The sequence below is a fragment of the Pantoea sp. Lu_F5_004 genome, assembly GCF_051136245.1.
GTDB classification, from domain to species: domain Bacteria; phylum Pseudomonadota; class Gammaproteobacteria; order Enterobacterales; family Enterobacteriaceae; genus Pantoea; species Pantoea agglomerans.
In genome coordinates this window covers 2,795,468-2,819,762 of the sequence record NZ_CP194946.1, presented here as the reverse complement: position 1 = coordinate 2,819,762, position 24,295 = coordinate 2,795,468, and the positions used below count along the sequence as shown (strand labels likewise).

At 60.4% G+C, this 24,295-nt stretch carries 23 protein-coding genes; 16 read left to right on the top strand and 7 right to left on the bottom strand.

The genetic code is table 11. The features are described 5' to 3' along the window. Positions 1-226 precede the first annotated feature (226 nt). Genes osmF through ACR8BN_RS13080 form a run of 4 tightly spaced genes read left to right on the top strand, consistent with a single transcriptional unit; the run spans position 227 to position 3,976 of the window. Positions 227-1,138, top strand: a complete 912-nt coding sequence (osmF, locus tag ACR8BN_RS13095) for a glycine betaine ABC transporter substrate-binding protein OsmF (protein ID WP_033766761.1) — start codon at positions 227-229, stop codon at positions 1,136-1,138. Positions 1,139-1,141: 3 nt separating this feature from the next. Further along, complete coding sequence (locus tag ACR8BN_RS13090) at positions 1,142-2,317, top strand: ABC transporter permease (RefSeq protein ID WP_434747003.1); 1,176 nt, start codon at positions 1,142-1,144, stop codon at positions 2,315-2,317. Continuing rightward, positions 2,310-3,257 carry an ABC transporter ATP-binding protein gene (locus ACR8BN_RS13085; RefSeq protein WP_010254263.1) on the top strand — a complete coding sequence of 316 codons (948 nt, stop codon included), beginning with the start codon at positions 2,310-2,312 and terminating at the stop codon, positions 3,255-3,257. The genes ACR8BN_RS13090 and ACR8BN_RS13085 overlap by 8 nt, the downstream gene beginning before the upstream one ends. After that, the gene (locus ACR8BN_RS13080; protein WP_010669716.1) at positions 3,245-3,976 is read left to right on the top strand and encodes an ABC transporter permease; all 732 of its coding nucleotides are present in this window, start codon (positions 3,245-3,247) and stop codon (positions 3,974-3,976) included. Before ACR8BN_RS13085 ends, ACR8BN_RS13080 begins: the two co-directional genes overlap by 13 nt. A 175-nt stretch (positions 3,977-4,151) precedes the next feature. Here the strand turns inward: ACR8BN_RS13080 and ACR8BN_RS13075 are convergent, their stop codons facing one another. After that, complete coding sequence (locus ACR8BN_RS13075) at positions 4,152-4,886, bottom strand: MerR family transcriptional regulator (protein WP_010254274.1); 735 nt, start codon at positions 4,884-4,886, stop codon at positions 4,152-4,154. A gap of 149 nt (positions 4,887-5,035) precedes the next feature. Between ACR8BN_RS13075 and ACR8BN_RS13070 the strand changes: the two genes are divergently transcribed. From ACR8BN_RS13070 to ybiB, 4 genes are all read left to right on the top strand, one after another. Further along, on the top strand, positions 5,036-5,599 hold the full coding sequence (locus tag ACR8BN_RS13070; RefSeq protein ID WP_033771214.1) for an XRE family transcriptional regulator: 564 nt from the start codon (positions 5,036-5,038) through the stop codon (positions 5,597-5,599). Further along, complete coding sequence (locus ACR8BN_RS13065) at positions 5,596-6,114, top strand: N-acetyltransferase family protein (protein ID WP_425012617.1); 519 nt, start codon at positions 5,596-5,598, stop codon at positions 6,112-6,114. The genes ACR8BN_RS13070 and ACR8BN_RS13065 overlap by 4 nt, the downstream gene beginning before the upstream one ends. 204 nt (positions 6,115-6,318) lie before the next feature. After that, entirely contained in the window at positions 6,319-8,487 is a 2,169-nt protein-coding gene (gene dinG, locus ACR8BN_RS13060; protein ID WP_031591719.1) for an ATP-dependent DNA helicase DinG, read from the top strand. Between the two features lie 26 nt (positions 8,488-8,513). Continuing rightward, the gene (gene ybiB / locus ACR8BN_RS13055; protein ID WP_031591720.1) at positions 8,514-9,482 is read left to right on the top strand and encodes a DNA-binding protein YbiB; all 969 of its coding nucleotides are present in this window, start codon (positions 8,514-8,516) and stop codon (positions 9,480-9,482) included. Between the two features lies 1 nt (position 9,483). Here ybiB and ACR8BN_RS13050 read toward each other — a convergent pair whose 3' ends face one another. The 3 genes from ACR8BN_RS13050 to hutH all read right to left on the bottom strand — a co-directional run bounded on the left by ACR8BN_RS13050 (position 9,484) and on the right by hutH (position 14,093). Beyond that, complete coding sequence (locus ACR8BN_RS13050; RefSeq protein ID WP_031591721.1) at positions 9,484-10,641, bottom strand: M20 aminoacylase family protein; 1,158 nt, start codon at positions 10,639-10,641, stop codon at positions 9,484-9,486. Between the two features lie 200 nt (positions 10,642-10,841). Then, positions 10,842-12,527 (bottom strand): urocanate hydratase, encoded by a 1,686-nt coding sequence (gene hutU, locus ACR8BN_RS13045; RefSeq protein WP_022625986.1) that lies wholly within the window; start codon positions 12,525-12,527, stop codon positions 10,842-10,844. A gap of 15 nt (positions 12,528-12,542) precedes the next feature. Then, the gene (gene hutH / locus ACR8BN_RS13040; RefSeq protein ID WP_434747002.1) at positions 12,543-14,093 is read right to left on the bottom strand and encodes a histidine ammonia-lyase; all 1,551 of its coding nucleotides are present in this window, start codon (positions 14,091-14,093) and stop codon (positions 12,543-12,545) included. A 326-nt stretch (positions 14,094-14,419) separates the two neighbouring features. Between hutH and hutC the strand changes: the two genes are divergently transcribed. After that, positions 14,420-15,175 carry a histidine utilization repressor gene (gene hutC, locus ACR8BN_RS13035; protein WP_083068617.1) on the top strand — a complete coding sequence of 252 codons (756 nt, stop codon included), beginning with the start codon at positions 14,420-14,422 and terminating at the stop codon, positions 15,173-15,175. A 171-nt stretch (positions 15,176-15,346) separates the two neighbouring features. Here hutC and ACR8BN_RS13030 read toward each other — a convergent pair whose 3' ends face one another. Both ACR8BN_RS13030 and ACR8BN_RS13025 read right to left on the bottom strand, forming a co-directional pair. Continuing rightward, positions 15,347-15,910, bottom strand: a complete 564-nt coding sequence (locus ACR8BN_RS13030) for a HutD/Ves family protein (RefSeq protein WP_031591725.1) — start codon at positions 15,908-15,910, stop codon at positions 15,347-15,349. After that, positions 15,907-17,295 carry a formimidoylglutamate deiminase gene (locus ACR8BN_RS13025; protein WP_434747001.1) on the bottom strand — a complete coding sequence of 463 codons (1,389 nt, stop codon included), beginning with the start codon at positions 17,293-17,295 and terminating at the stop codon, positions 15,907-15,909. Before ACR8BN_RS13025 ends, ACR8BN_RS13030 begins: the two co-directional genes overlap by 4 nt. A 47-nt stretch (positions 17,296-17,342) precedes the next feature. On the opposite strand from ACR8BN_RS13025, the gene hutI reads away from it, so the two are divergent. Further along, positions 17,343-18,560 carry an imidazolonepropionase gene (gene hutI / locus ACR8BN_RS13020; RefSeq protein ID WP_137227866.1) on the top strand — a complete coding sequence of 406 codons (1,218 nt, stop codon included), beginning with the start codon at positions 17,343-17,345 and terminating at the stop codon, positions 18,558-18,560. Continuing rightward, entirely contained in the window at positions 18,557-19,348 is a 792-nt protein-coding gene (hutG, locus tag ACR8BN_RS13015) for an N-formylglutamate deformylase (RefSeq protein WP_434747000.1), read from the top strand. Before hutI ends, hutG begins: the two co-directional genes overlap by 4 nt. Here the strand turns inward: hutG and ACR8BN_RS13010 are convergent. Beyond that, positions 19,335-19,469: a hypothetical protein gene (locus ACR8BN_RS13010; RefSeq protein ID WP_434746999.1), complete on the bottom strand. Its 135-nt coding sequence runs from the start codon at positions 19,467-19,469 to the stop codon at positions 19,335-19,337. The genes hutG and ACR8BN_RS13010 overlap by 14 nt on opposite strands. A 194-nt stretch (positions 19,470-19,663) precedes the next feature. On the opposite strand from ACR8BN_RS13010, the gene ACR8BN_RS13005 reads away from it, so the two are divergent. From ACR8BN_RS13005 to ACR8BN_RS12985, 5 genes are read left to right on the top strand one after another with little or no spacing between them, the layout of a single operon-like run. Beyond that, a complete protein-coding gene (locus ACR8BN_RS13005; RefSeq protein ID WP_031591733.1) occupies positions 19,664-20,512 on the top strand; it encodes a transporter substrate-binding domain-containing protein in 849 nt (282 codons plus the stop codon). Positions 20,513-20,524: 12 nt separating this feature from the next. Then, positions 20,525-21,244 carry an ABC transporter permease gene (locus ACR8BN_RS13000; protein WP_434746998.1) on the top strand — a complete coding sequence of 240 codons (720 nt, stop codon included), beginning with the start codon at positions 20,525-20,527 and terminating at the stop codon, positions 21,242-21,244. 8 nt (positions 21,245-21,252) lie between these two features. Next, complete coding sequence (locus ACR8BN_RS12995; protein ID WP_010254311.1) at positions 21,253-21,984, top strand: ABC transporter permease; 732 nt, start codon at positions 21,253-21,255, stop codon at positions 21,982-21,984. A 2-nt stretch (positions 21,985-21,986) separates the two neighbouring features. Continuing rightward, positions 21,987-22,781 carry an ABC transporter ATP-binding protein gene (locus ACR8BN_RS12990; protein WP_022625980.1) on the top strand — a complete coding sequence of 265 codons (795 nt, stop codon included), beginning with the start codon at positions 21,987-21,989 and terminating at the stop codon, positions 22,779-22,781. Beyond that, positions 22,778-24,295 carry an HAL/PAL/TAL family ammonia-lyase gene (locus ACR8BN_RS12985; RefSeq protein ID WP_031591734.1) on the top strand — a complete coding sequence of 506 codons (1,518 nt, stop codon included), beginning with the start codon at positions 22,778-22,780 and terminating at the stop codon, positions 24,293-24,295. Before ACR8BN_RS12990 ends, ACR8BN_RS12985 begins: the two co-directional genes overlap by 4 nt.

Genomic DNA, 24,295 nt, shown 5'->3' with positions numbered 1-24,295 from the left:
TATGAGATGAATTTATAATCTCAAATCGTTATCAATTTGCGATAAAGTCAGCTACATCGCCGCTGCGCCAGGCTACGCTTTTAAGGCAGATAATTTCCGCTGCACGCCTTGCCAGCCTCCCGCAGAGCGGCAGGAGGGCAGCCTGAACGCGCAGGCGCACAACGCCTTGTGAATCATCACGCACGAACAAAACGTAAAAACAACACACTGCGATAAGGAAAAAGCCATGGTCAGAATTCGGGGTTGGATGGGCGTCAGCGCTTTGCTGCTCAGCATGGGGATAGCACAGGCGGCGGACCCGGTGCGGGTCGGCTCAAAAATTGATACCGAAGGATCGCTGCTGGGCAATGTGATCCTTCAGGTGCTGGAAAAGCACGGGGTAAAAACCGTCAATAAAATTCAGCTCGGCACCACGCAGGTGGTGCGCGGTGCTATCACGGCGGGCGAACTTGATATCTATCCGGAATATACCGGCAATGGTGCATTTTTCTTCAATGATGAGAAAGACAGCGCCTGGAAAAATGCCGCTGAAGGCTACGAAAAGGTTAAGAAGCTTGATGCGGAGAAAAACCATCTGGTCTGGCTGACGCCCGCTCCGGCCAATAACACCTGGACTATCGCTGTGCGAAAAGATCTGGCTGAAAAAAATCAGCTCAACTCTCTGGCGGATCTCAGCGCCTGGCTGAAAAAAGGCGGCACTTTCAAACTGGCGGCCTCAGCAGAATTTATTGAACGCAGCGATGCCTTACCCGCCTTTGAAAAAGCCTATGGCTTTGATCTCAAGCAGGACCAGCTGCTGTCGCTGGCTGGCGGCGATACCGCTGTCACCATCAGCGCAGCGGCACAGCAGACTTCCGGCGTAAACGCGGCGATGGCGTACGGCACCGACGGTCCGGTGGCGGCATTAGGTCTGCAGACGCTCAGCGATCCTAAAGGGGTTCAGCCGATTTATGCGCCGACGCCGGTGATCCGTGAATCGGTACTCAAAGCCTATCCACAGATTGCAGAGTGGCTGAAGCCGGTGTTCAGCGCGCTTGATGAGAAGACGCTGCAACAGCTCAACGCCAGAATCGCGGTCGACGGTCAGGATGCCAGCAGCGTAGCGACCGAATGGCTGCAGCAGAAAAAGCTGCTGTAACCGATGCAGATATCGCGGGAAGCGATACGCCGTCCGGTTGAGCAGCCGGTGGCACTGCTGCTGCTGACGCTGCTGAGTCTGGCGCTGGTGGCATTGCCGTTTCTGAACTTAGCCCCGAACCGTCTGGTAGCGGGTGAACCGCTGATGGGCTGGCAGATTAGCCGCTTCGGGCTGTTGCTGCTGCCGCTGGTGACGCTGTGGCTGCTGCTGTGGCGGCATCCGACCCGCATCACGCTGATGCTGGCGCTGCTGGCGGCAGAACTGATGCTGGCGGCGATTATCTGGCTCAGCGGGCATCAGGCCACCTTACTCAGCCAGCAGGGCAGCCGTCTGGCGCGCACCAGCTTTGCCAGCGGCCTGTGGTGCAGCGGCGCGCTACTCTTGCTGCTGATCACCGATCAGGTGCGGCAACTGACCCGTCATCGGCTGGCACAGCTGCTGCTCAATCTGCAGGTCTGGCTGTTGCCGCTTTTGCTGCTGTTCAGTGGCCAGCTCAGCGATCTCTCCCTGCTGAAAGAGTATGCCAACCGCCACGCGGTGTTTGATGCCGCGCTGAGCCGTCATCTCACCCTGCTGGCGGGAACGGTGCTGCCTGCGCTGATGATTGCGCTGCCGCTGGGCGTCACGCTATTCCGGCGACCTGGCTGGCAGGGTGGGGTGTTCGGCGTACTAAATGTGATTCAGACGGTGCCTTCGGTGGCATTGTTTGGTCTGCTGATTGCGCCGCTGGCCGGACTGGCTCAGCATTTTCCGTGGCTCGGCGACTGGGGCATCAGCGGCATTGGGATGGCTCCGGCGCTGATCGCTCTGGTGCTTTACGCCCTGTTGCCGCTGGTGCGCAGCGTGGTGGTGGGGCTGCAACAGGTGCCGCACGAGGTGCGGGAGAGTGCACGCGGCGTCGGCATGAGTGGCTGGCAGCAGTTTTTCGCGGTGGATGTGCCGCTGGCGCTGCCGGTCTGGCTGGCGGGCCTGCGGGTAGTGGTGGTACAGACGCTGGGCATGGCGGTGGTCGCGGCGCTGATTGGCGCGGGCGGCTTTGGCGCGATTATTTTCCAGGGACTGCTAAGCAGTGCGCTTGATTTGGTGTTGCTGGGGGTGATCCCGGTGATTGCACTGGCGGTGATCATCGATGCGCTGTTCCGCCTGCTGATCTCACTGCTGGAGAGAAAAGATGATTGAGTTTGACGGCGTTTCCCGCGCGTTTAACGGTAAAGCGGCGGTGAAAGATCTGTCGTTACAGGTGGCGAAAGGGGAGTTTTGCGTGCTGCTTGGCACCTCCGGTTCGGGCAAATCGACCACCCTGAAGATGATCAACCGGCTGGTGGAGTTTGACAGTGGTGAAATCCGCTTTGCCGGAGAGTCGATTCGCCAGCTCGATGCCCGCACGCTGCGACGGCGCATGGGCTACGCCATTCAGTCGATTGGCCTGTTCCCGCACTGGACGGTGCGGAAGAATATCGCCACGGTGCCAGTGCTGCTGGGCTGGCCCCGGGCACAGGTCAATGAACGTATCACGGCGCTGCTGGCGCTGCTGAATCTCGATGCGCAACTGCTGGACCGTTATCCGCATCAGCTCTCGGGTGGTCAGCAGCAGCGCATCGGCGTGGCGCGGGCGCTGGCGGCGGATCCGGAAGTGTTACTGATGGATGAACCGTTCGGCGCACTTGATCCGGTGACGCGCGGGGTGCTGCAACAGGAGATGTTGCGCATTCATCAACTGTCGGGCCGCACCATCGTGCTGGTGACGCACGACATCGACGAAGCGCTGACGCTGGCAGACCGCATTGTGCTGATGGATAACGGCGAGATTGTTCAGCAGGGCAGGCCAGTGGAGCTGCTGACCCAGCCGAAAAATGATTTTGTGCGCGACTTCTTTGGTCGCAGCGAAATGGGAGTACGGCTGCTGTCGCTGGAGCAGGTCGGTAATGCTGTGCGGCGCGGCGAGTGGCTGCCGGGCGAACCGATCGCTGCGGCACTGACGCTGCGGGACGCCCTGTCGCAGTTTATCGCCCGGCGTACCGATAAATTGCCGGTCATCGACGATCAGCAGCGGCCGCTGGGCGTGCTCCACTTTGGCGATCTGCTGCAACTGCGCGAGGATTTAACATGCGCAGGCTAAGGGATCCTCTGCTGTGGCTGGTGCTGTTCTACGGCGCGCTGCTGACCCTGATGCCTTACAGCGGGCCGCTGTTTCACCGCTGGTTTCCCGAACTGGCGCGGCCACTCTATCAGCAGGAGAGCTTCTGGCAACTGACGCTGGCGCATCTGTTTCTGGTGATCACCGCCAGCCTGCTGGCGATTGTGATTGGCATTGGCAGTGGTGTGCTGGTGACGCGGCGGGCGGGGCGGGCCTTCCGGCCGCTGATGGAAACCATTGTGGCGGCAGGGCAGACGATTCCGCCGGTGGCGGTGCTGGCGATTGCGGTGCCGGTGATGGGATTTGGTGCCTGGCCTGCGGTTGTGGCGCTGCTGCTCTACGGATTGCTGCCGATTTTACAGGGGACGCTGGCGGGTATTGATAGCGTACCGGCCAGCAGTCGGGAGATCGCCATCGGGGTCGGCATGAGTAGCTGGCAGCGGCTGTGGCAGATTGAGCTGGCGCTGGCTGCGCCGGTCATCATCGCCGGGATACGCACCTCGGTGATTATCAACATCGGCACCGCTGCCATCGCCTCGACGGTCGGCGCGAAAAGTCTGGGATCGCCGGTGATTATCGGCTTAAGCGGTTTTAATACAGCCTATGTCATTCAGGGGGCATTACTGGTGGCGCTGCTGGCGATAGTCAGCGATCGCCTGTTTGAACGCCTGCAGCGCTGGCTTAGCGTGAGTGAACGATGAGAGAGTATCCCACCAGCATCAGACCGCCGGTGCCACCTGCCGCCATAATAAAAAACAGCGTGGCGAAGAAAGCTTTTTTACAGTTCATGGGTAAAACCTGAGCTCGTTAACAGTGAGGCGGGGATAATAGCGCGCGCAAGGCAGCAGGCAAAGTGCCCGGCGTGCGTTTTTGTTATCAGGCGGGGTCGTGCAACCGCACGGCATAGCCCTGTTCCTGCCAGTGTGACAGCTGTTCCTGCTGGCGGCGGGTCAGTTTTTTACCGGTAAAGACAAACATATTCATGCCGGGAAAGAGTTCAGGACGCGGTAAATCCAGCGGTTCTGCCAGCACATCAATGCGCCAGCCATGCTGCGACAGACGCCAGCCTTCCAGCCAGATGCGGGTACGATCGTCAATACCCCAGCCAATAATCAGCGCATCTTTACCCGATTTTTTGCGGCTGCCGGTCAGGCAGAACGCGACATAATCGATCAGCAAACCATCCAGCAGACTGCACATGGTGCGGGCGGTGTTCTGGTCCAGACTCAGCTTCTGGCGCACCGGCATAAAAACATGGTCGATCAGCGCATCAATCGGATGTTCGCGACCAATCGCGGCAATTTTATTACGAAGTTTAGCGGGTCTGACGTGACGCAGGACGCTGATCAGCTCATCCTGGAGTGTGGTCCAGCCGTCATGGGCATCTACATCGCCACCTTCCAGCAGTGCCTTAACTTTACCGACCGGCACGCCGCTTTCAATCCAGCGCATAATCTCTTCGATGCGATGAACATCCTCTTCGTCAAACTGACGATGTCCGCCTTCGGTACGTTGCGGCTTCAGTAAGCCATAACGACGCTGCCAGGCGCGCAGGGTGACTGGGTTTATGCCACAGCGCTCGGCGACGTCACCGATACTGTATAAGGTCATAAATTCCTCTTTCGATTGGTCTGAGTGTAATTACCATAACGAAGCCGACTAAGTTGTACAATACATTTCTCGATGTACAACTTGACTGATACGCCGTTTCTCCGTTATATCTCATATAAGAGAATTATTCCCAAATATGAGAAATCACCATGTCAGAGCTGAATACGGAGCAACGACTGGCGGTGAGGCTGGCAGAGTTACGCCTGCAACGCGGCTGGTCGCTGGATGAACTTGCTGTCGCAACGGGCATCAGTCGTGCGTCATTATCGCGCATTGAGCGAAGCGAGACCAGCCCTACTGCTGCGCTGCTTAACCGTCTGTGTGTTGCCTACGGATTAACGATGTCGCGCCTGCTCAGTGAAGTGGAGGAGGAGTCCAGTCTGCTGATCAGAGATGACCAGCAGCCCGTGTGGCAGGATGAATCCAGCGGATTTATTCGCCGGAATGTTTCACCCCCTGCGCTTCATTTCCGATGCGAACTGGTTGAGGGCAAATTACGGCCTGGTGCACGTATAGATTACGATGCGCCACCCATTCAGGGTCTGGAGCAGCATATCTGGCTGCGCGAGGGCGGCCTCACCGTCACGATGGGGGCGCAGCAGTGGGCGCTGAAGCCCGGTGACTGCTTACGTTTTCATCTGGTCGGGAAATCGGCTTTTGAGGCACACCTGACTGACGGCGCGCGCTATTTACTGGTGGTGGCGAAACCATGATCGATTACACAATACTTCGCGCCGACGAAGCGCAACAGCAACTGGGCGAACTTACAGCGGTGCTGCAGGCCTGTGTGGCAGACGGCGCCAGCGTCGGCTTTATTAATGCCGCAGACGAAGAGGTGATGACGCGATTCTGGCAGCAGCGGATCGCCGGTCTGGCAGACGGCGACAGCGAACTATTCGTTGCGCGGCAGCACGGTCGCATCGTGGGCACTGTCATTCTCAGTGGCAGCGCGATGCCTAATGGCCGCCACCGGGCGGAGATCAGCAAACTGCTGGTGCATCCGCAGGCGCGCCGTCAGGGCATCGCGCGTGAGCTGATGCAGCGCGCTGAGCAGCAGGCCCGTGCGCAGGGCAAAACGCTGCTGGTGCTGGATACGCGCAGCGGCGATGTCGCCAGCGATCTCTATCGCTCGCTGGGCTGGCAGGTGGCGGGGTCGATCCCGTTTTATGCCGAATCCACCGCGGGCGTGCTGGATGCCACCACCTATATGTACCAGGTGCTGGCGTAGCCAGGCGCCGACGCCAGCCGCTAGCTCATGCGGCTGGCCTTTCTTTATGCCTGAGCGGCCCGGGTTGACGGGTTGCCCGCACGACCCTGAAACGGGCAACCGCTGAAATTTACGACGTCGCACGAAAAATTCGGCGCGAAAGCTGACGCCAACAGGATACTGTGTAAAAATACAGGCCATATTTTCGGTGTGGTAACGCAAATCATGGCCCTGACAGCCGCAGTAAAAAGCCAGATAGCGCAGTGGTATAAAGCGCTTCAGCAGCAGGTGCCTGACTTCATCCCACGTGCGCCGCAGCGCCAGATGATCGCCGAAGTGGCGAAGTGCCTGGCGGGCGACGATTCGCGCCATCTGGCGGTTGAAGCGCCAACCGGCGTGGGCAAAACCCTCTCTTATCTGATCCCGGGCATCGCGGCCAGCCGTGCCCAGGAGAAGCGGCTGGTGATCAGCACCGCCAACGTGGCGCTGCAGGATCAAATCTTCACCAAAGATCTGCCGCTGCTGAAAAAAATCATTCCCGATCTCACCTTTACTGCCGCCTTTGGTCGCGGGCGCTATGTCTGTCCGCGTAATCTGGCGGCGATGGCGGCCGATGACGATGAGCAGGGAGATCTGCTGCTTTATCTGGACGATGATGCCGTCAGCAGCACTAAAGAGGAGCAGACGCAGTGTGGCCGGTTGCAGAAATCGCTGGATCGCTATCAGTGGGACGGCCTGCGCGATCACAGCGAGGAGAACGTCAGCGACAGCCTGTGGCAGCGGCTCTCCACCGACAAAGCGAGCTGCCTTGGCGCACACTGTCGCTGGTATCGTGAATGCCCGTTCTTTGTGGCGCGGCGCGAAATTGAGCAGGTCGATGTAGTGGTGGCGAACCATGCGCTGGTCATGGCCGCAATGGAGAATGAGTCGGTGCTGCCACCGGCAAAAAACCTGATGCTGGTGCTGGATGAAGGGCATCATCTGCCGGAAGTGGCCCGCGATGCGCTGGAGATGAGCGCCGACATTACGCCGGGCTGGAGCAGCCTGCAGCTCGACCTCTTTATCAAGCTGGTAGAGAGCATTATGACGCAGATGCGGCCAAAATCACCGCCGCCGCTGGCTAACCCGGAGCGGCTGAAAGCGCATTGCGATGAACTGCGCGAACTGCTGACGATTACCGCTCAGGCGCTGAATCCGCTGCTGCCACCGCATAATCAGCCGGGTGAATTCCGCTTTGTGCTGGGCGCGCTGCCGCAGGAGCTGCTGGATCTCTGCGCCCGGCTCTTTAAGCTCAGCGATGCGCTGCGCGGCCTGAGTGAAGGTTTGATTAATGCGCTGAGCGAGCAGACAGGTAAAGTGGATGTGGTGCGACTGCATCGCAATCTGCTGCAGCTCAATCGCCAGTTTGGCTGGTTCGAATCGGTCAGCAAACTGTGGCGGCTGGCGGCGATGGAAAAAGCCTCTGGCGCGCCGGTGTCAAAGTGGATCACCCGTGAGCTGCGCGAAGGTCAGGCGCACCTGCTGTTTCACTGCGCCGGCATCCGCGTCAGCGACCAGCTGGAGAAGATGCTGTGGCGTAAAATTCCGCACGTGGTTGTGACCTCCGCCACCCTGCGATCGCTTAACAGTTTCAACCGCCTGCAGGAGATGTCGGGACTCAGCGAGAAGGCGGGCGACCGCTTTGTGGCACTGGACTCCCCGTTTAACCACGTGGAACAGGGCAAGCTGGTGATCCCGCAGATGCGCTATGAGCCGCTGATGACGCACGAAGCGGAGCATATCGCGGAGATGGCCGGTTTCTTCCGGCAACAGATGGCGGAGAAAAAGCACAAAGGCGTGCTGGTGCTGTTTGCCAGCAACCGGGCGATGCAGCAGTTTGTCGCCTGTCTGCCCGACCTGCGCCTCTCAATGCTGGTTCAGGGCGATCAGCCGCGCAGCCGCCTGGTCGATCTGCATCGTCAGCGTGTCGCCAAAGGGGAAACCAGCATCCTGATTGGCCTGCAGTCTTTTGCCGAAGGGCTGGATCTCAAAGGCGATCTGCTGAGTCAGGTGCATATCCACAAAATCGCTTTTCCCCCGGTAGACAGTCCGGTAATTTTGACCGAAGGCGAGTGGCTGAAAAGCCTGAAACGCTATCCGTTTGAGGTGCAGAGCTTACCCAGCGCCTCTTTTACCCTGATTCAACAGGTCGGACGCCTGATTCGCAGCCATCAATGTTATGGCGAAATCGTTATTTACGACCGCCGTCTGCTGAGCAAATCCTACGGCAGCCGGCTGTTAGCGGCGCTGCCGATCTTCCCGATTGAGCAGCCGGAAACGCCAGAGCCGGCAGCGATACCGGCCACCGTGGTGCCAAAAAACACGGTGCGTAAACGACGTCCCACGCGGCGCTGAGCCGCGCACTTAACCGGAAGCGAGTGATGGAACTGAATAAAATCATTAAAGAGATTGGTCGCGGTAAAAATCATGCCCGCGATATCGACTTTGATACCGCCGTGGCGCTCTATGGCGCGATGCTGGCGGGCGAGGTGCCGGACCTGGAGCTGGGCGGCATTCTGATTGCGCTGCGTATTAAAGGCGAAGGCGAAGCGGAAATGCGCGGCTTTTATCAGGCGATGCAGGCGCAGATGATGCAACTGCAGGCGCCGGAAAACCGCCCGATGCCGGTTGTGATCCCCAGCTACAACGGAGCGCGGCGGCAGGGCAATCTCACGCCGTTGCTGGCGCTGCTGCTGGTAAAACTTGGCTTCCCGGTGGTGGTGCATGGTGTCAGCGACGACGCGACGCGCATCACCAGTGAAGCGGTGTTTGCCGCGCTGGGTATTGCCCCCGTCACCACCGCAGAGGCGGCGCAGGCAAAACTCGATCAGGGCGAACTCGCCTTTATCACCATCGATCATCTCTGCCCGCCAATGGCGAAACAGCTGTCGCTGCGCTGGCGAATGGGCGTGCGTAACAGCGCGCATACGCTGGCAAAACTGGCGACCCCGTTTGCCGAACGTGCGGCGCTGCGTCTGTCGAGCGTGTCGCATCCGGAGTATGTGCCGCGTGTGGCGAAATTCTTCAGTGACATCGATGCGCCTGCGATACTGCTCAATGGCACCGAAGGGGAAGTCTATGCCAATCCACAGCGCTGCCCGGCGATCAGCATGATTCAGGGCGCAGGCGCAGAAGCGGAAGTGTGGGTTGAGCGTCAGCCTGAAGTGGCCGTTGAACTGCCGGCGGACAAGACGGCAGAGGTAACTGCGCGCTGGATTGAGCAGGTGCTGAATCAGCAGCGGCCGGTGCCCGCATCACTGCGACTTCAGCTCGCCTGCTGCCTGCGTGCCAGCGGTCAGTGCGACTCGCTGGCGGCGGCAGAGCAGCAGATCCTCGCCGCCGGTTACTGACTCAGGCTGCTGGCAGCGCCTGTTCAACCAGGTTCTGCCAGAAAGTAATGCCAATTGGCAGCAGCGCGTCGTTGAAGTCATAGCGGGCGTTGTGCAGCGGGGCGGAAGGCGTATCGCCATCCGCGCCCAGCCAGAAGTAAGCACCCGGACAGGCCTCCATCATGCAGGCAAAATCTTCAGACGCCATCGACGGATTGACCTGCCACTGAACCTGTTCGGCTCCCAGCGTCGCCAGCGCCACCTCGCGCACCTGCTCAGCCGGGGCAGCATGGTTGGCGGTCACCGGATAACCCGGTAACCACTCAATCTCACCGCTGACACCAAACGGACGTGGCAGGGTAGCGACAAATTCATCAATCAGCCCGCGTACTTTTTCGCGCACGCTGGTCTGCAGGCAACGCACCGTGCCGCGCAGCACAATCTGTTCCGGGATCACGTTGATTGCTTCGCCACCGTGGATCTGCGTCACGCTGACCACCGCCGAGGCGAGCGGCGAGAGCCGACGTGACGGAATTGTCTGCAGCGCCAGAATCAGCTCGGCCGCCACCACCATTGGATCGGCACCGCTTTCCGGCATCGCCGCGTGGCAGCTTTTGCCGTGCAGGGTAATCTCAAACGAATCCAGCGACGCCATCATGGCGCCAGGGTTAACCGCCAGTGACCCCAGCGGCAGTCCCGGCCAGTTGTGCATCGCATAGATCGCATCCATCGGGAAGCGCTGGAACAGTCCCTCTTCCACCATTTTGCGCGCACCGCCCAGGTTCTCTTCGGCAGGCTGAAAAATGAAATGTACCGTGCCGCGGAACTGGCGTGTGGCGGCCAGCTGTCGGGCGGCGGCCAGCAGAATGGCGCTGTGACCGTCGTGCCCGCAGGCGTGCATCACGCCAGGAGTCGCGGAGCGCCATTCAGTGTCGCCTTTTTCCGTAATCGGCAGCGCATCCATATCCGCACGCAGCCCGATAACCGGGCCGGGACCGTTTTCCAGCGTGCCGATTACGCCGGTGCCCGCCAGACCGCGAAACACCTGCAATCCCGCCCGCTCTAACTCATCAGCGATAAACTGGCTGGTTTGCTGTTCCTGGTAACCTAATTCGGGGTGGCGATGAAACTCACGGCGCCAGCGCAGGGCATCTTCAAGCAGGGCAGGGGAAAGGGTCATGCAGAGTCGCGCTCCATACAGAATGAGAAGATTTCACTTTAGAGGTCGGGTGGCGCTGCGTCTATCGCCGGCAGGACGAAATCTGGCTATAGGCTAAATCAAAATGGAATAAGTAATAAGGAAGTGATGTCCGGGCAGGGCTTAAGAATGGAAAAACGCGAAGAAAACGGGGCAAGTCGCTGCCCGCCCCGTTCAGCGTATTACTTCTGCATCGGCAGGTTCAGATCGTGCTCTGCCGCGCAACTTTGTGCCAGCTCATAACCCGCGTCGGCATGACGCATCACGCCGGTGGCCGGATCATTCCACAACACCCGACCCAGACGCGCATCCGCCTCTTTGCTGCCGTCACAGACAATCACCATACCGGCGTGCTGCGAGAAGCCCATGCCGACACCGCCGCCATGATGCAGGCTGACCCAGGTCGCACCGCCTGCGGTGTTCAGCAGCGCGTTGAGCAGCGGCCAGTCTGAGATTGCATCCGAGCCATCCTTCATCGCTTCGGTTTCACGGTTAGGTGAGGCAACCGAGCCGCAGTCGAGATGGTCGCGGCCAATCACCACCGGCGCTTTCAGCTCGCCGTTGCGGACCATTTCATTGAACGCCAGACCGGCAAGATGCCGTTCGCCCAGTCCCAGCCAGCAGATACGTGCTGGCAATCCCTGGAAGGCGATGCGCTCCTGCGCCATATCCAGCCAGCGATGCAGCGTTTTGTGGTGCGGAAACAGTTCTTTGAGTTTCGCGTCGGTCTTGTAGATATCTTCCGGATCGCCGGACAGCGCCACCCAGCGGAACGGGCCTTTTCCTTCGCAGAACAGCGGACGGATGTAGGCCGGTACAAAGCCTGGGAAGTCGAAGGCGTTGCTGACACCCTCATCCAGCGCGACCTGACGGATATTGTTGCCGTAGTCAACGGTCGGGATGCCCATATGACAGAAGTCGAGCATCGCCTGCACGTGGACCGCCATTGACGCACGTGCCGCTTTCTCTACTGCCTTCGGCTGTGAGACGCGCTCCTGCTGCCAGCGCACCAGATCCCAGCCAGCCGGCAGATAGCCATTAATCGGATCGTGCGCCGAGGTCTGATCGGTGACGATGTCCGGTTTTGGCCCGCCCGCCCGGGCGCGCTTCACCAGCTCCGGCAGGATCTCGGCGGCATTGCCCAGCAGCCCGACCGAAATCGCTTTTTTCGCCGCGGTCGCTTCGCTGATTAACGCCAGCGCTTCATCCAGCGTGGTGGCTTTGTAATCTACATAGCGGGTACGCAGGCGGAAATCGATGCGCGACTCCTGACACTCAATCGCCAGCACACAGGCCCCGGCCAGAACACCCGCCAGCGGTTGCGCGCCGCCCATGCCGCCCAGCCCGGCGGTGAGGATCCAGCGTCCGCTGAGGTCGTTGTTGTAGTGCTGACGTCCCGCTTCCACGAAGGTTTCGTAGGTGCCCTGCACGATGCCCTGCGCGCCGATATAGATCCAGGAACCGGCGGTCATCTGGCCGTACATCATCAGGCCCGCTTTATCCAGCTCATGGAAGTGATCCCAGGTTGCCCAGTGCGGCACCAGATTGGAGTTTGCCAGCAGTACGCGGGGTGCATCCGCGTGGGTGCGGAAAATGCCGACCGGCTTGCCGCTCTGGATCAGCAGGGTTTCATCCGGCTGCAGTGCCCGCAGCGAACGCAGGATCTGCTCGAAGCACTCCCAGTTACGCGCCGCCTTACCGATACCGCCGTAAACCACCAGATCTTCCGGTCGCTCGGCAACATCGGGATCGAGGTTGTTCTGAATCATGCGGTAAGCGGCTTCAATCAGCCAGTTGGCGCAGTGCAGCGTGGTACCGTGAGGCGCGCGAATTTCACGTGCCACAGCCTGAGAAAGAGTTTCGCTCATGAAAGATTCCTTAATTCAACAAGTTGGGCGCATGCTCGGCAGCAGCGCGGTCAATGCCTGAGGCCAGTCAGTGCGACTTGCCCACTGACGCATTGCCTCGATATCGGGAGCCAGCAGGCGATCCTCCTCAAGGAAGGCGACCTGCTCGCGAATGGTGTCGATGGCCTGCTCAATCAGCGCAGAGCTTTTCAGCGGCCGGTTGAATTCAATGCCCTGTGCAGCGGCCATCGCCTCAATGCCCACGACCGCGGCGCTGTTAAAGCACATGCTGCCGAGACGGCGCGCGGCGTAGGTCGCCATCGAGACGTGATCTTCCTGATTAGCGGAGGTCGGCAGGCTGTCGACGCTGCCCGGATGGGCCAGCGATTTATTCTCAGAGGCCAGGGCTGCGGCGGTCACCTGGGCGATCATAAAGCCGGAGTTTACGCCGCCGTCGCGCACCAGGAAGGGCGGCAGACCCGACAAGCCGCTGTCCAGCAGCAGCGCCAGCCGCCGCTCGGAGATGGCCCCGACTTCGGCAATCGCCAGCGCCAGGATGTCCGCAGCAAAGGCCACCGGCTCGGCGTGGAAGTTGCCGCCGGAGATCACATCGCCGCTGTCGCTGAACACCAGCGGGTTGTCAGAGGCCGCGTTCGCTTCGATTTCCAGAATCCGCGCCGCGTGGCTGAAGTTGTCCAGGCAGGAACCCATCACCTGTGGCACGCAGCGGATGGAGTAGGGATCCTGAACGCGGCCACAATGCGTATGCGACAGCACTATTTCACTGCCCTCAATCAGGGTACTGACGGCAGCGGCGACCGCAATCTGACCATGCTGGCCGCGCGCCTGATGGATACGGGCGTCGAACGGTTTCAGTGAGCCTTTAATCGCCTCCAGCGACAGCGCACCGGCCATCAGACCGGCGGCAAACAGGTTTTCACCCTCAAACAGGCCGCGCAGCGCCAGCGCAGTTGAGACCTGAGTGCCGTTAAGCAGCGCCAGTCCCTCTTTCGGGCCGAGTACAAACGGCGACAGGCCCACGCTTGCCAGTCCTTCGGTGGCCGGGATCAACTCACCCCTGAGCCGGACCTGACCTTCGCCCAGCAGCATCAGGGACATGTGCGCCAGCGGTGCCAGATCGCCGGAGGCACCGACCGAGCCTTTTTCCGGGATGCAAGGCATTACGCCCGCATTGAACAGTGCCAGCAGCGCCTCAACCAGTTCGATTCGCACGCCAGAGTGACCGCGTGCCAGGCTGATGATTTTGGTGGCGACCACCAGACGGGTAACATTGTCGGGCAGCAGATCGCCCAGCCCGACGCTGTGTGACAGCACCAGATTACGCTGCAGATCCGCCAGCCGGCTGGCCGGGATTTGCGTCTGCGCCAGCTTGCCGAAGCCGGTATTAATGCCATATACCACGTTGCCGGAGGCGACAATCGCATCCACGGTTTGCTGCGCCGCCGCAATGGCCTGACGCGCGGGCTCATCAAGCGTCAGCGTGACGTTACCCTGATAGATAGCGCGTAATGTGGCGAGGTCCACCTCGCCTGGCACCAGGCGCAAAACCTGAAACGAACCTGACATAGTCTACTCCTGTCTATACAAGTGTGCTGGCGTGGCTAAACTGCTCTCCTTGCCCTGATCCAGCGGAATAATACGAGTGAAACATAAGCGTTAATTCTTGTCTATGCTTGTCTATACAATCAAAGGGAGTAAGCAAGTGCCGTGCCAGGCCGATCACAAAAATCGATTGCCCGCCGGCTGCGGGTTGACTATTTAGCGCTACTCAGAGCCTGCACCATCAGGATGCGCAGGCTGCACCATTGGGGCGCCGTGCACCGTACTGGATGTATATACATTCACACGGTGAGACAGTAAACTTAGGGGACTTTCAGCATAAGGAACAGCAAATGGTTGAGCATACGGCACTGGCACAACTGGCGGCGGCAATGAGCGATGAGCCTGCCCCGATTTATCAGCGGGTGAAGCAGGCCATCGTCAGCCAGATCCGTGAAGGGTTGTGGAAAGCGAATCAGCGTGTGCCATCAGAAAGTGAACTGGTGAATGAACTGGGCGTCAGCCGCATGACCATTAACCGGGCGCTGCGTGAACTCACCAGCGAAGGCTTTCTGGTGCGGATGCAGGGCGTCGGAACCTTCGTGGCGGAGATGAAAGGCTACACCGCCATGCTGGAGGTGCATAACATCGCCGATGAGATCGCTCAGCGCGGCCATCAGCACAGCTGCAAAATTCTCGCCATCGGCCAGGACAAAGCCGATCCTGAGCAGGCGGCGGTGCTGGGACTGACCACCGGGCAGATGCTCTATCATTCGCTGATTGTGCATTATGAAAATGATCTGCCGGTGCAGCTGGAGGACCGCCTGGTCAATCCGCTGGTCGCGCCCGATTACCTGACGCAGGATTATCAGCAGATGACGCCTTACACCTATCTGATGCGCGTTGCGCCGCTGACGGCGGGCGAGCACATTGTTGAAGCGGTGTTGCCCGATGCGCGTCAGCGTAAACATCTGTCGGTGGATGAGCATGAACCCTGCCTGCTGATTCGCCGTCAGACCTGGAGCGACACTAAAATCGTGACCTATGCGCGGCTGCTCTATCCTGGCTCACGTTACAAATTACTGGGCCGCTTCAGAGGACATGGTTAAGAGCCGAGCCCATCAGGCTATTTTATTTGTCATTCTGAACCTGGGCAGTGCTCACACAGGCTGCTTTAGCAACCTGAACGCCCGTCAGGGCGGCCCCGAAGGGGCGAGCGCAGCGAGTCATCCTCACGGACTACGTGTACTACGGATTGTTCCGCGCTGTCCGTGTCCAGACTACCTGCAACAATTACGCCTACTGGGATAGGCTCTAAGACGGGTAAACAGCAGCCGGGCATCGGTATCGCACGGGCTGAGTTCTGTTTCTTCATCGACCCACCACGCGCCCTGTTGCGCGGTCAGCCGTTCCCCGTCAGCCGTCTGCCAGGCGCCAGCCAGCACCCAGGCAATGCCATGCAGAGAGCTGACCGGCGTGGTCACCACCTCCACCGTTGCCTGCCATTCCCCACGCCGCGTCATGACATTAAAATCTTCGCTGACGCTGCCCTGCAGCTTTGCCGTTAAAGCGAGTTCGCCGGCAAACGCCCAGGGCTGTTGAGGCGTCAGTAAGTGCTGCACGCCCGGCGCGGTCAGCAACACCGGATCGCCATGTAGCAGGGTAATCACCCGATCAATGTCAGGAAAGGCAGAGAAGGGACCATCCTGCGCCAGCGTCGCAATACTGGCGCGCCAGCCGAAGCGCTCCGCGCCGGGCGGAAAGCTGATGATTTCGCGGGTTTCGCCGCCGCCGTTGCGCCAGCGGCTGACCGCCAGCTCCGGGTACGTGAACCGGGCGATCATCGCAGCGCCTCCATCGCCTGAGCAAAACGGGCGGCACACGCCGTCTGGTGCGGATGCACCCCATCTTCAACCACGGCTTTACCCGCCACATAAACGTCCCGAATCTGATCGCGCTGCCCGGCAAAGAGCCAGCGGTTGAGTACGGCGTGCGACCCGACGCTGCCGAGCCACGCCTCATCCCGCAGCACCAGCCAGTCGGCACGTTGTCCTACCGCCAGCGTGCCCTGTTGAATGCCACACGCCTGCGCACCGCCCGCTGCTGCCTGTTGCCACAGCAGATCGCCTACCGACGGCTGGCCGGGCAGGGTAATCCGGTTGCGACGCTGGTCGCGCAGTCGCTGAGCATACTCCAGCCAGCGCAGCTCCTCCTGGGCGCTCAGCGAAACGTGACTGTCAGAGCCGATGCCCCAGCATCCGCCCTGCGCGATGTACTCCACTGCCGGAAAGATGCCGTCACCGAGGTTGGCTTCGGTGGTCGGGCAGAGACCCGCTACTGCGCCGCTGCGGGCGAGACGCGCCAGCTCACTCTCATCCAGATGGGTGGCGTGGATCAGGCACCAGCGCGCATCCACCTCAAAGCGGTTCAGCAGCCAGGCCACCGGACGCTCGCCGCTCCACGCCAGCGAGTCATTCACCTCTTTCTGCTGTTCAGCCACATGGATATGTACCGGCAGCGTCGGATCACTGGCCGCCAGCACGTCCTGCATCTGGCTTTCACTCACCGCCCGCAGCGAATGGAAACAGAGGCCACGGTTCAGCAGTGGTCTTTGCTGCTGCCACGCATCAAGCCGCGCCTGCTGTTGCAGATAGCGGTCGGTCTGCTGGATAAAACGCTTCTGACCCGCCGACGCTGGCTGGCTGCCGAAGCCGCTGTAGGTGTAGAGCACCGGCAGCAGCGTCTGGCCGATACCGGCGATCTCCGCCGCTTCAATCAGCTGTTGCAGCATCGCATCATCACTGTAGGGCGCACCCTGTGTGTCGTGGTGCAGGTAGTGAAACTCTGCCACCTGGGTGTAGCCGCCTTTCAGCATCTCGATGTAGAGCAGGGCGGCAATATCGCCCACCTGTTGCGGCGTCAGGCGCTGCACCATGCGGTACATCAGATCCCGCCACGTCCAGAAACTGTCCTGAGGATCGCCCGCTACTTCAGCCAGACCCGCCATGGCACGCTGGAAGGCGTGCGAGTGCAGGTTGGCGATTGCCGGGAGCACCTCGCCGTTGAGCCGGATAGCCTGACCAGCGTGGCTATCCGGGGTAATGGAGTCGATAAAACCGGCCTGGTTGACCGTGATACGCACCTGCTGCTGCCAGCCCTCCGCCAGCAGTGCACGCGAGGCAAAAAAGTCGCCATGGTTGATCCTCATCGGATGTGGTTGTATATACATATACATACTTTGAGGCACAGTGTAAACGGCGGAGGCATGAGGCAGCGATGGCAGAAGAGATGCGCGTAGAGACGGTGTGGACCGGGGCTGACCTGGTCACCATGCGTGACGGAAAGTACCATCTTATCCCCCAGGGCGCGCTGGTGGTGCGGGCGGGCAGGCTGGTGTGGGTCGGGCCGCAGGCGGAGATGCCCGCGTTCGTCGCCGATCAGCATCATCATCTGCCGGGCGGCATCGTGACCCCGGGACTGGTGGATTGTCATACTCACCTGGTGTTTGGCGGCGACCGCAGCCAGGAGTTTGAACAGCGCCTGAATGGCGTCAGCTATGCAGAGATTGCCGCGCAGGGCGGTGGCATTCTCTCAACCGTGCGCGCTACCCGCGCCGCCACTGAAGAGGAACTGGTGGCATCGGCTCGCTGGCGGCTTAACCGCCTGCTGGCCGAGGGCGTCACCACCGTGGAGATCAAGTCCGGCTATGGCCTGGATGAAGAGAGCGAACTGCGGATGCTGCGGGCGATTCGCCAGCTGGGAGAGAGCGTAGCCGCTGACGTGCGCGCTACCTGTCTGGCGGCACATGCTTTTCCGCCGGAGTTTAAGCACGACCCGGATGGCTGGGTCGATATCATCTGCGAACGGCTGCTGCCGCAGGTGCAGGCACTGGGACTTGCGGATGCGGTGGATGCGTTCTGCGAGCATCTCGCCTTTTCACCGCAGCAGGTGGCGCGAGTGTTTGATCGGGCAGTGGCGCTGGACATGCCGGTGAAACTGCATGCGGAGCAGCTCTCGGCGTCAGGTGGCGCAGCACTGGCGGCCCGCTATGGGGCGCTCTCTGCCGACCACCTTGAATATGCCACCGAGGAGGATGCCAGAGCGATGGCACAGCATGGCACCGTGGCGGTTCTGCTGCCTGGTGCATTTTATCTGCTGCGGGAGACGCAGCGTCCGCCGGTGGATCTCTTCCGGCGTTATGGCGTGCCGATGGCGCTGGCCAGCGATGCCAATCCCGGCACCTCGCCTGCGCTGTCGCTGCGTCTGATGCTTAATATGGGCTGCACCCTGTTTGGCATGACGCCGGAAGAGGCGCTGGCGGGCGTCACGCTGTGGGGGGCAAAAGCGCTGGGGCTGGCCGACAGTCACGGCTCGCTGGAGGCGGGAAAAGTGGCGAACTTCGTTCACTGGCCGCTGGCCCGTCCGGCGGAACTGGTTTACTGGCTGGGTGGTGAACTGCCCTGTACCGTTATCTATCGTGGAGAACCGCAATGAACCCTTTCCATTTTACCCAGGGCAGTCTGCCGCTGCTGGTCAGCATTCCCCACGCCGGTACCGAGCTGACGCCCGACGTGGAAGCCGGATTGAGTGAGGCCGCGCGCGGCTTACCCGACACCGACTGGCATATTCCGCTGCTGTATGATTTTGTGCGTGATCTCGGGGCCAGCGTGTTAATCGGGCGCTACTCCCGCTTTGTGGTCGATCTCAATCGCCCGCCCGATAACCAGCCGCTCTACACCAGCGCCACCACCGGCCTGTTCCCGGAAACCCTGTTCGACGGCACACCGACCTTTGCGCCAGGCAAAACACCCGACGACACGGTGCGTCAGGGCTACATCGATCAGATCTGGCAGCCCTATCATCAGCAGATTCAACAGGAGCTGGCGCGGCTCAAAGCGCAGCATGGCTATGCGCTGTTGTTTGACGCCCACTCTATCGCCAGTGAAATTCCCCGCCTGTTTGACGGCCACCTGCCCGATATCAACATTGGCACCAACGACGGCGCAAGCTGCACGCCAGCAATGAGTACGGCGCTGGAGGCCGTGTGCGCGGCGCAGAACGACTACAGCTGGGTGATTAACGGGCGCTTTAAAGGCGGTTACATCACCCGTGCCTACGGTCAGCCGCAGCAGCAGATTGAGGCGGTCCAGCTGGAGCTGGCGCAGCTCAACTACATGGATGAAACCCCGCCTTACGCCTGGCAGCAGGCACGTGCCGCCCGGTTGCAGAACGTGCTGAAGGCACTGATCCACGCCATGCTGGCGCAGGCTAAATCGCAATAAAACTCACCAGAGCGATGCGCCACTCCGGTGCATCGCTGCCCTGATTAAGTGCAGCGGCGGGCAGGTCGCCTGCCCGCTCCCAGACTACCGCCGCTTTTTTCCACTTCTGCAGAGCTGGCATAACCTTTGCTTGGTTGTATGTACAAGTGCAGCAGCACCGCCATCTGCGTAATAAATTCTGTCTGGCTCACAAAACGATAAAGCCGGCAATGAACTGCGCTGCGTTAACTTGTATATACATGACATATCATCCTGTGAAATTTATGTTAAATCTCGTCAGGACGATCACCAGGCCGCTACTTTCAGGAGAACCGTATGACACACCCTCTGACTCTTCGTCGTTTATGTCTCACTACGCTGGTTTCCAGCCTGCTGCTCTGTGGCGTCAGCGCCCAGGCCAAAGAGTGGAAGTCGATCACCATTGCCACCGAAGGCAGTTATGAACCCTGGAACCTCACCCTGCCAGGCGGCAAGCTGGGCGGTTTTGAACCGGAGCTGATGGCCGATCTCTGCCAGCGCATGGCGATACAGTGCAAGCTGGTGGTGCAGAACTGGGATGGAATGATCGCCGGTCTGAATGCCGGAAAATATGACGTGATCATGGATGCAATTGTGATCACCCCCGATCGCAAGAAAGTGATCAATTTCACCGTGCCCTACGCCTCAACGCCCGCCACTTTCATCACGGTGAAAGGGTCGTTGCTGCCTGCCGACAGTAAGATCATCAAACTCACCGACGATGAGAAAACCGTGGAGCCAGCTATCGCACCCCTGAAAGCGGCGCTGAAGGGCAAAACCATCGGTATCGCCTCCGGCACTGTCTACACGCCGTTTATCGACAAGTACTTCAAAGAGGTGGCGGATGTCCGGGAATACACCAGCTCAGCAGATGCGATCCTCGATTTGCAGGCGGGGCGTATTGACGCGGTGTTTGACGATGTGACCTTTGCGCAGTCGATGCTGGCGCGACCGGATAACCGTAACCTCAGCTTTAGCGGTCCGCAACTGGGCGGCCCAATCTGGGGTGAGGGCGAGGCGATGGGCGTGCGCATGGCAGACAACGATCTGAAAGCCCGGCTGGATCAGGCGATCAAAGCCGCGCTGGCCGATGGCACAGTGAAAAAGCTGAGCGAGAAGTGGTTCAAAACTGACGTCACACCCTGAGTGAGGTAACTAATGATAAGCCTGCTGAGTTTTGGCCCGGAGGGCTGGGGACGATTGATTCTGAGTGCGACGCTGACGACGTTGCTGCTCTCATTTGCCGCGCTGCTGGTCGGTGCGGTGGTGGGATCGGGCGTCGCCGCTGCAAAGTTATCCCCGCACCGCGCGGTGCGCTGGGCAGGGGAAGGCTACTCGGTGATCTTTCGTGGCATCCCTGAGCTGCTGGTGATCTACCTGTTCTACTTCGGCGGATCGGGATTGATCACGCAGATCGGACAACTGTTTGGCGCGGACGGGTTTATCGAAGCGCCGCCGTTTCTGATCGGGGCGCTGGCCATCGGGCTTATCTCCGGCTCTTACCAGGCGGAAGTTTATCGTGCCGCACGGCTGGCCCTGGCGAAAGGGGAGATTGAAGCCGCTGTCGCTATTGGTATGCCGCGCTGGCGCATCCTGCAACGCATCCTGCTGCCGCAGGTGGCGCGCTATGCGCTGCCCGGCCTGTCAAACGTCTGGCAGATGAGCCTGAAAGACTCGGCGCTGGTGTCAGTGACCGGCATTGTCGAGCTGATGCGGGCCAGCCAGATTGCGGCCGGCTCCACCCGTGATTACTTCTCCTTTTATCTGGTGGGCGGTGCCTGTTATCTGCTGCTGACGCTGCTGTCGAACCGCGCCTTTCTGCGGGCTGAATCCCGTCTTGGTCGCGCCTGGCAAAGCCGCACCGCTGCACAGCATTAAGGAGACTTATGATCGATTTTGCGTTCCTCACTGACACCTTCCTGAAACTCAGCGCCGCGTTGCCGGTTACGCTGGGCCTGTTTATCAGCGCCTTTCTGTGTGGTGGCGTGCTGGCGGTGGGTATTCTGGCGCTGCGCATGAGCCGCTGGCGTCTGCTGAGTGCTTTTGCCCGTGGCTACATTCTGGTGTTTCGCGGCTCGCCGCTGATGATCCAGCTGTTCCTGATCTACTACGGCCTCGGGCAGTTTGGTGTGATCCGGCACAGTCTCTTCTGGCCGTTTCTGCGTGAGCCCTTTACCTGTGCGGTGCTGGCGTTGTCGCTCTGCACCGCCGCCTACACCGCGGAGATCCTGCGCGGCGCGCTGCTGGCTGTGCCACCCGGTCAGGTGGAGGCGGGGATGGCGTGCGGCATGTCGCGCGGGCTGCTACTGCGGCGCATTATCGCGCCAGTGATGCTGCGTTATGCGCTGCCCGCGTACTCCACCGAGGCGATTCTGCTGGTGAAATCGACCGCGCTGGCCAGTCTGGTCACGGTCTGGGATGTCACCGGAGTGGCGCAACAGATTATCCAGCGTACTTACCGCACTATGGAGGTGTTTCTCTGTGCGGCGGCGATCTACCTGATCCTCAACTTCATCATTGTGCAACTCTATGCCCTGCTGGAGCGGCGCCTGACGCCGGTTCATAAACCGGAAAAAAAGCCGTTACCGGCCGCTAAGCCGATTCCTGGAGGAAAATAAACATGTCTGAACTGCCACCCGTCACGCTGTCGGCCAGCGATATCCATAAATCCTTTGGCGCCATGGAGGTGCTGAAAGGCATCTCGCTGCAGGCGCACCAGGGCGATGTTATCTCAATACTCGGTGCCAGTGGCTCGGGCAAAAGTACGCTGCTGCGCTGCATTAATCTGCTTGAGACACCTGATGCGGGCGTGGTCAGCGTGGGCGGCGAAACCATTGAGATGAAGCGCCATGCCCGGGGACACCAGCTGGCGGCTAATCCGCGTCAGATTGAGCGGTTGCGCTCCCGTCTCGGCATGGTGTTTCAGAGCTTTAACCTCTGGTCGCACCTGACCGTGCTGCAAAATGTCATTGAAGGGCCGCACTACGTCCTCAAGCGCGATAAAAAAGCCTGTATTGCCCAGGCGGAACAGCTGCTGGATCGGGTCGGTCTGCTGAATCGCAAAGATTTCTATCCCGCCCAGCTTTCAGGCGGTCAGCAGCAGCGGGTGGCGATTGCCCGGGCGCTGGCAATGGACCCGGAGGTGATGCTGTTTGATGAGCCAACTTCGGCACTCGATCCGGAACTGGTGGGCGAGGTGCTGAAGGTCATGCGCAGCCTGGCGGAAGAGGGCCGCACCATGCTGGTAGTGACTCATGAGATGGGTTTTGCCCGCAACGTCTCTAACCGGGTGGTGTTTATGCATCAGGGCACCATTGATTGTCAGGGCACGCCAGAGGCGATGTTCGGCGAGGCGGGATCGGCGCGCTTTAAGCAGTTTATCTCCAGTCATCATCAGGTGGAGCCGGTGGTATGAGTGACGTGATACGTCAGACGCTGGTCTGGGGCGATGGCCCGCTGAAATGGCAGGCGCTGGTGCAGGTCGCCCGGCACGGTGCCACCCTGACGCTGAGCGACAGTGCCTGGCAGCGAATTGCGCAGAGCCGTGAAATCGTCGGGAATATCGTGGCGGCGGGGCAGGTGGCTTATGGCATCAATACCGGGCTGGGGGCGTTGTGCAACATCACCCTGTCTGAAGATGAACTGAGCCAGCTGTCGCGCAATACCCTGCTGAGCCATGCCTGTGGCGTCGGGCCGGTGCTGGCAAAACCCGAGGTCCGCGCCATTCTTTGCGCTGCGATTGCGAACTACAGCCACGGAAAATCAGGTGTTTCAGTGGCGCTGGTGCAGCAGCTACTGGCGCTGCTAAACCTGCAGATTACCCCACAGGTACCGTCACAGGGATCGGTGGGATATCTGACCCACATGGCGCATATCGGCCTGGCGATGATTGGCATCGGCGAGGTGGAGTGGCAGGGCGAAATCGTTCCGGCGCAGCAGGCGCTGGCCCAGGCGGGATTAGTCCCTTACCGGCCTGGTGCCAAAGAGGGGCTGAGCCTGGTCAACGGCACGCCCTGCATGACTGGCTTAGCCTGTCTGGCGCTGGACGATGCCGAACGGCTGCTGGACTGGGCAGACGTTACCGGTGCGATGAGCTTTGAAGCGCTGCGCGGTCAACTGGTGGCGTTTGACCCTGAGGTGCTGGCGCTGAAGGCCAGCCCGGGGATTCAGCGCAGCGGCGAACGTCTGCGCCAGTTGCTGAGTGACAGCCCGCTGCTGAAAGCCAGCGTTGGCATCCGGACTCAGGATGCGCTGAGTCTGCGCTCGATGCCGCAGGTGCACGGCGCCTGTCGCGATCAGTTTAGTCACGCTGTCCGTCAGGTGGAGACCGAACTCAACGCCTGTACCGACAATCCGCTGGTGCTGGGGACGCCGCAGGCCTGGCGTGTGGTGTCACAGTCCAATCCGCATGGCGAGTCGGTGGCAATGGCCTGCGACCTGCTGGCGATTGCGATGGCGGAGCTGGGCAGCATCGCCGAGCGACGGCTTGATCGGCTGGTGAATCCGCTGGTCAGCGGCCTGCCGCCGTTTCTGGTGGCCGAGCCGGGCGTGAATTCCGGCATGATGATTGCGCAGTACGTGGCGGCGTCACTCTGCGCGGAGAACCGTCAGCTGGCGCAGCCTGCGGTGCTTGATAACTATGTCACTTCAGGATTACAGGAGGATCATCTGAGCCTCGGCACCGGCTCGGCGCTGAAGCTGCTGAAACTGGTCAGCAATGTTGATCACATTATCGCGATTGAGTATCTGCTGGCGGCGCAGGCGCTGGAGTTTCACGGTGAGTCACAGCTGGCAGCAGGCACGCGGCGCGCCTGGCAGCATTTGCGGCAGGTTGTTGAGCGCTGGCAGCAGGATCGCTGGCTGGCACCCGACATCGCCTGCGCGGTAGCTCAGATTAAAGCGCACCGGGCCGATGCGCTTGTGGGGTGA

Coding starts and splice junctions, on each gene's coding strand:
- osmF (WP_033766761.1), top strand. CDS start 227: ATGGTCAGAATTCGGGGTTGGATGGGCGTCAGCGCTTTGCTGCTCAGC.
- ACR8BN_RS13090 (WP_434747003.1), top strand. CDS start 1,142: ATGCAGATATCGCGGGAAGCGATACGCCGTCCGGTTGAGCAGCCGGTG.
- ACR8BN_RS13085 (WP_010254263.1), top strand. CDS start 2,310: ATGATTGAGTTTGACGGCGTTTCCCGCGCGTTTAACGGTAAAGCGGCG.
- ACR8BN_RS13080 (WP_010669716.1), top strand. CDS start 3,245: ATGCGCAGGCTAAGGGATCCTCTGCTGTGGCTGGTGCTGTTCTACGGC.
- ACR8BN_RS13075 (WP_010254274.1), bottom strand. CDS start 4,886: ATGACCTTATACAGTATCGGTGACGTCGCCGAGCGCTGTGGCATAAAC.
- ACR8BN_RS13070 (WP_033771214.1), top strand. CDS start 5,036: ATGTCAGAGCTGAATACGGAGCAACGACTGGCGGTGAGGCTGGCAGAG.
- ACR8BN_RS13065 (WP_425012617.1), top strand. CDS start 5,596: ATGATCGATTACACAATACTTCGCGCCGACGAAGCGCAACAGCAACTG.
- dinG (WP_031591719.1), top strand. CDS start 6,319: ATGGCCCTGACAGCCGCAGTAAAAAGCCAGATAGCGCAGTGGTATAAA.
- ybiB (WP_031591720.1), top strand. CDS start 8,514: ATGGAACTGAATAAAATCATTAAAGAGATTGGTCGCGGTAAAAATCAT.
- ACR8BN_RS13050 (WP_031591721.1), bottom strand. CDS start 10,641: ATGACCCTTTCCCCTGCCCTGCTTGAAGATGCCCTGCGCTGGCGCCGT.
- hutU (WP_022625986.1), bottom strand. CDS start 12,527: ATGAGCGAAACTCTTTCTCAGGCTGTGGCACGTGAAATTCGCGCGCCT.
- hutH (WP_434747002.1), bottom strand. CDS start 14,093: ATGTCAGGTTCGTTTCAGGTTTTGCGCCTGGTGCCAGGCGAGGTGGAC.
- hutC (WP_083068617.1), top strand. CDS start 14,420: ATGGTTGAGCATACGGCACTGGCACAACTGGCGGCGGCAATGAGCGAT.
- ACR8BN_RS13030 (WP_031591725.1), bottom strand. CDS start 15,910: ATGATCGCCCGGTTCACGTACCCGGAGCTGGCGGTCAGCCGCTGGCGC.
- ACR8BN_RS13025 (WP_434747001.1), bottom strand. CDS start 17,295: ATGTATATACAACCACATCCGATGAGGATCAACCATGGCGACTTTTTT.
- hutI (WP_137227866.1), top strand. CDS start 17,343: ATGGCAGAAGAGATGCGCGTAGAGACGGTGTGGACCGGGGCTGACCTG.
- hutG (WP_434747000.1), top strand. CDS start 18,557: ATGAACCCTTTCCATTTTACCCAGGGCAGTCTGCCGCTGCTGGTCAGC.
- ACR8BN_RS13010 (WP_434746999.1), bottom strand. CDS start 19,469: ATGCCAGCTCTGCAGAAGTGGAAAAAAGCGGCGGTAGTCTGGGAGCGG.
- ACR8BN_RS13005 (WP_031591733.1), top strand. CDS start 19,664: ATGACACACCCTCTGACTCTTCGTCGTTTATGTCTCACTACGCTGGTT.
- ACR8BN_RS13000 (WP_434746998.1), top strand. CDS start 20,525: ATGATAAGCCTGCTGAGTTTTGGCCCGGAGGGCTGGGGACGATTGATT.
- ACR8BN_RS12995 (WP_010254311.1), top strand. CDS start 21,253: ATGATCGATTTTGCGTTCCTCACTGACACCTTCCTGAAACTCAGCGCC.
- ACR8BN_RS12990 (WP_022625980.1), top strand. CDS start 21,987: ATGTCTGAACTGCCACCCGTCACGCTGTCGGCCAGCGATATCCATAAA.
- ACR8BN_RS12985 (WP_031591734.1), top strand. CDS start 22,778: ATGAGTGACGTGATACGTCAGACGCTGGTCTGGGGCGATGGCCCGCTG.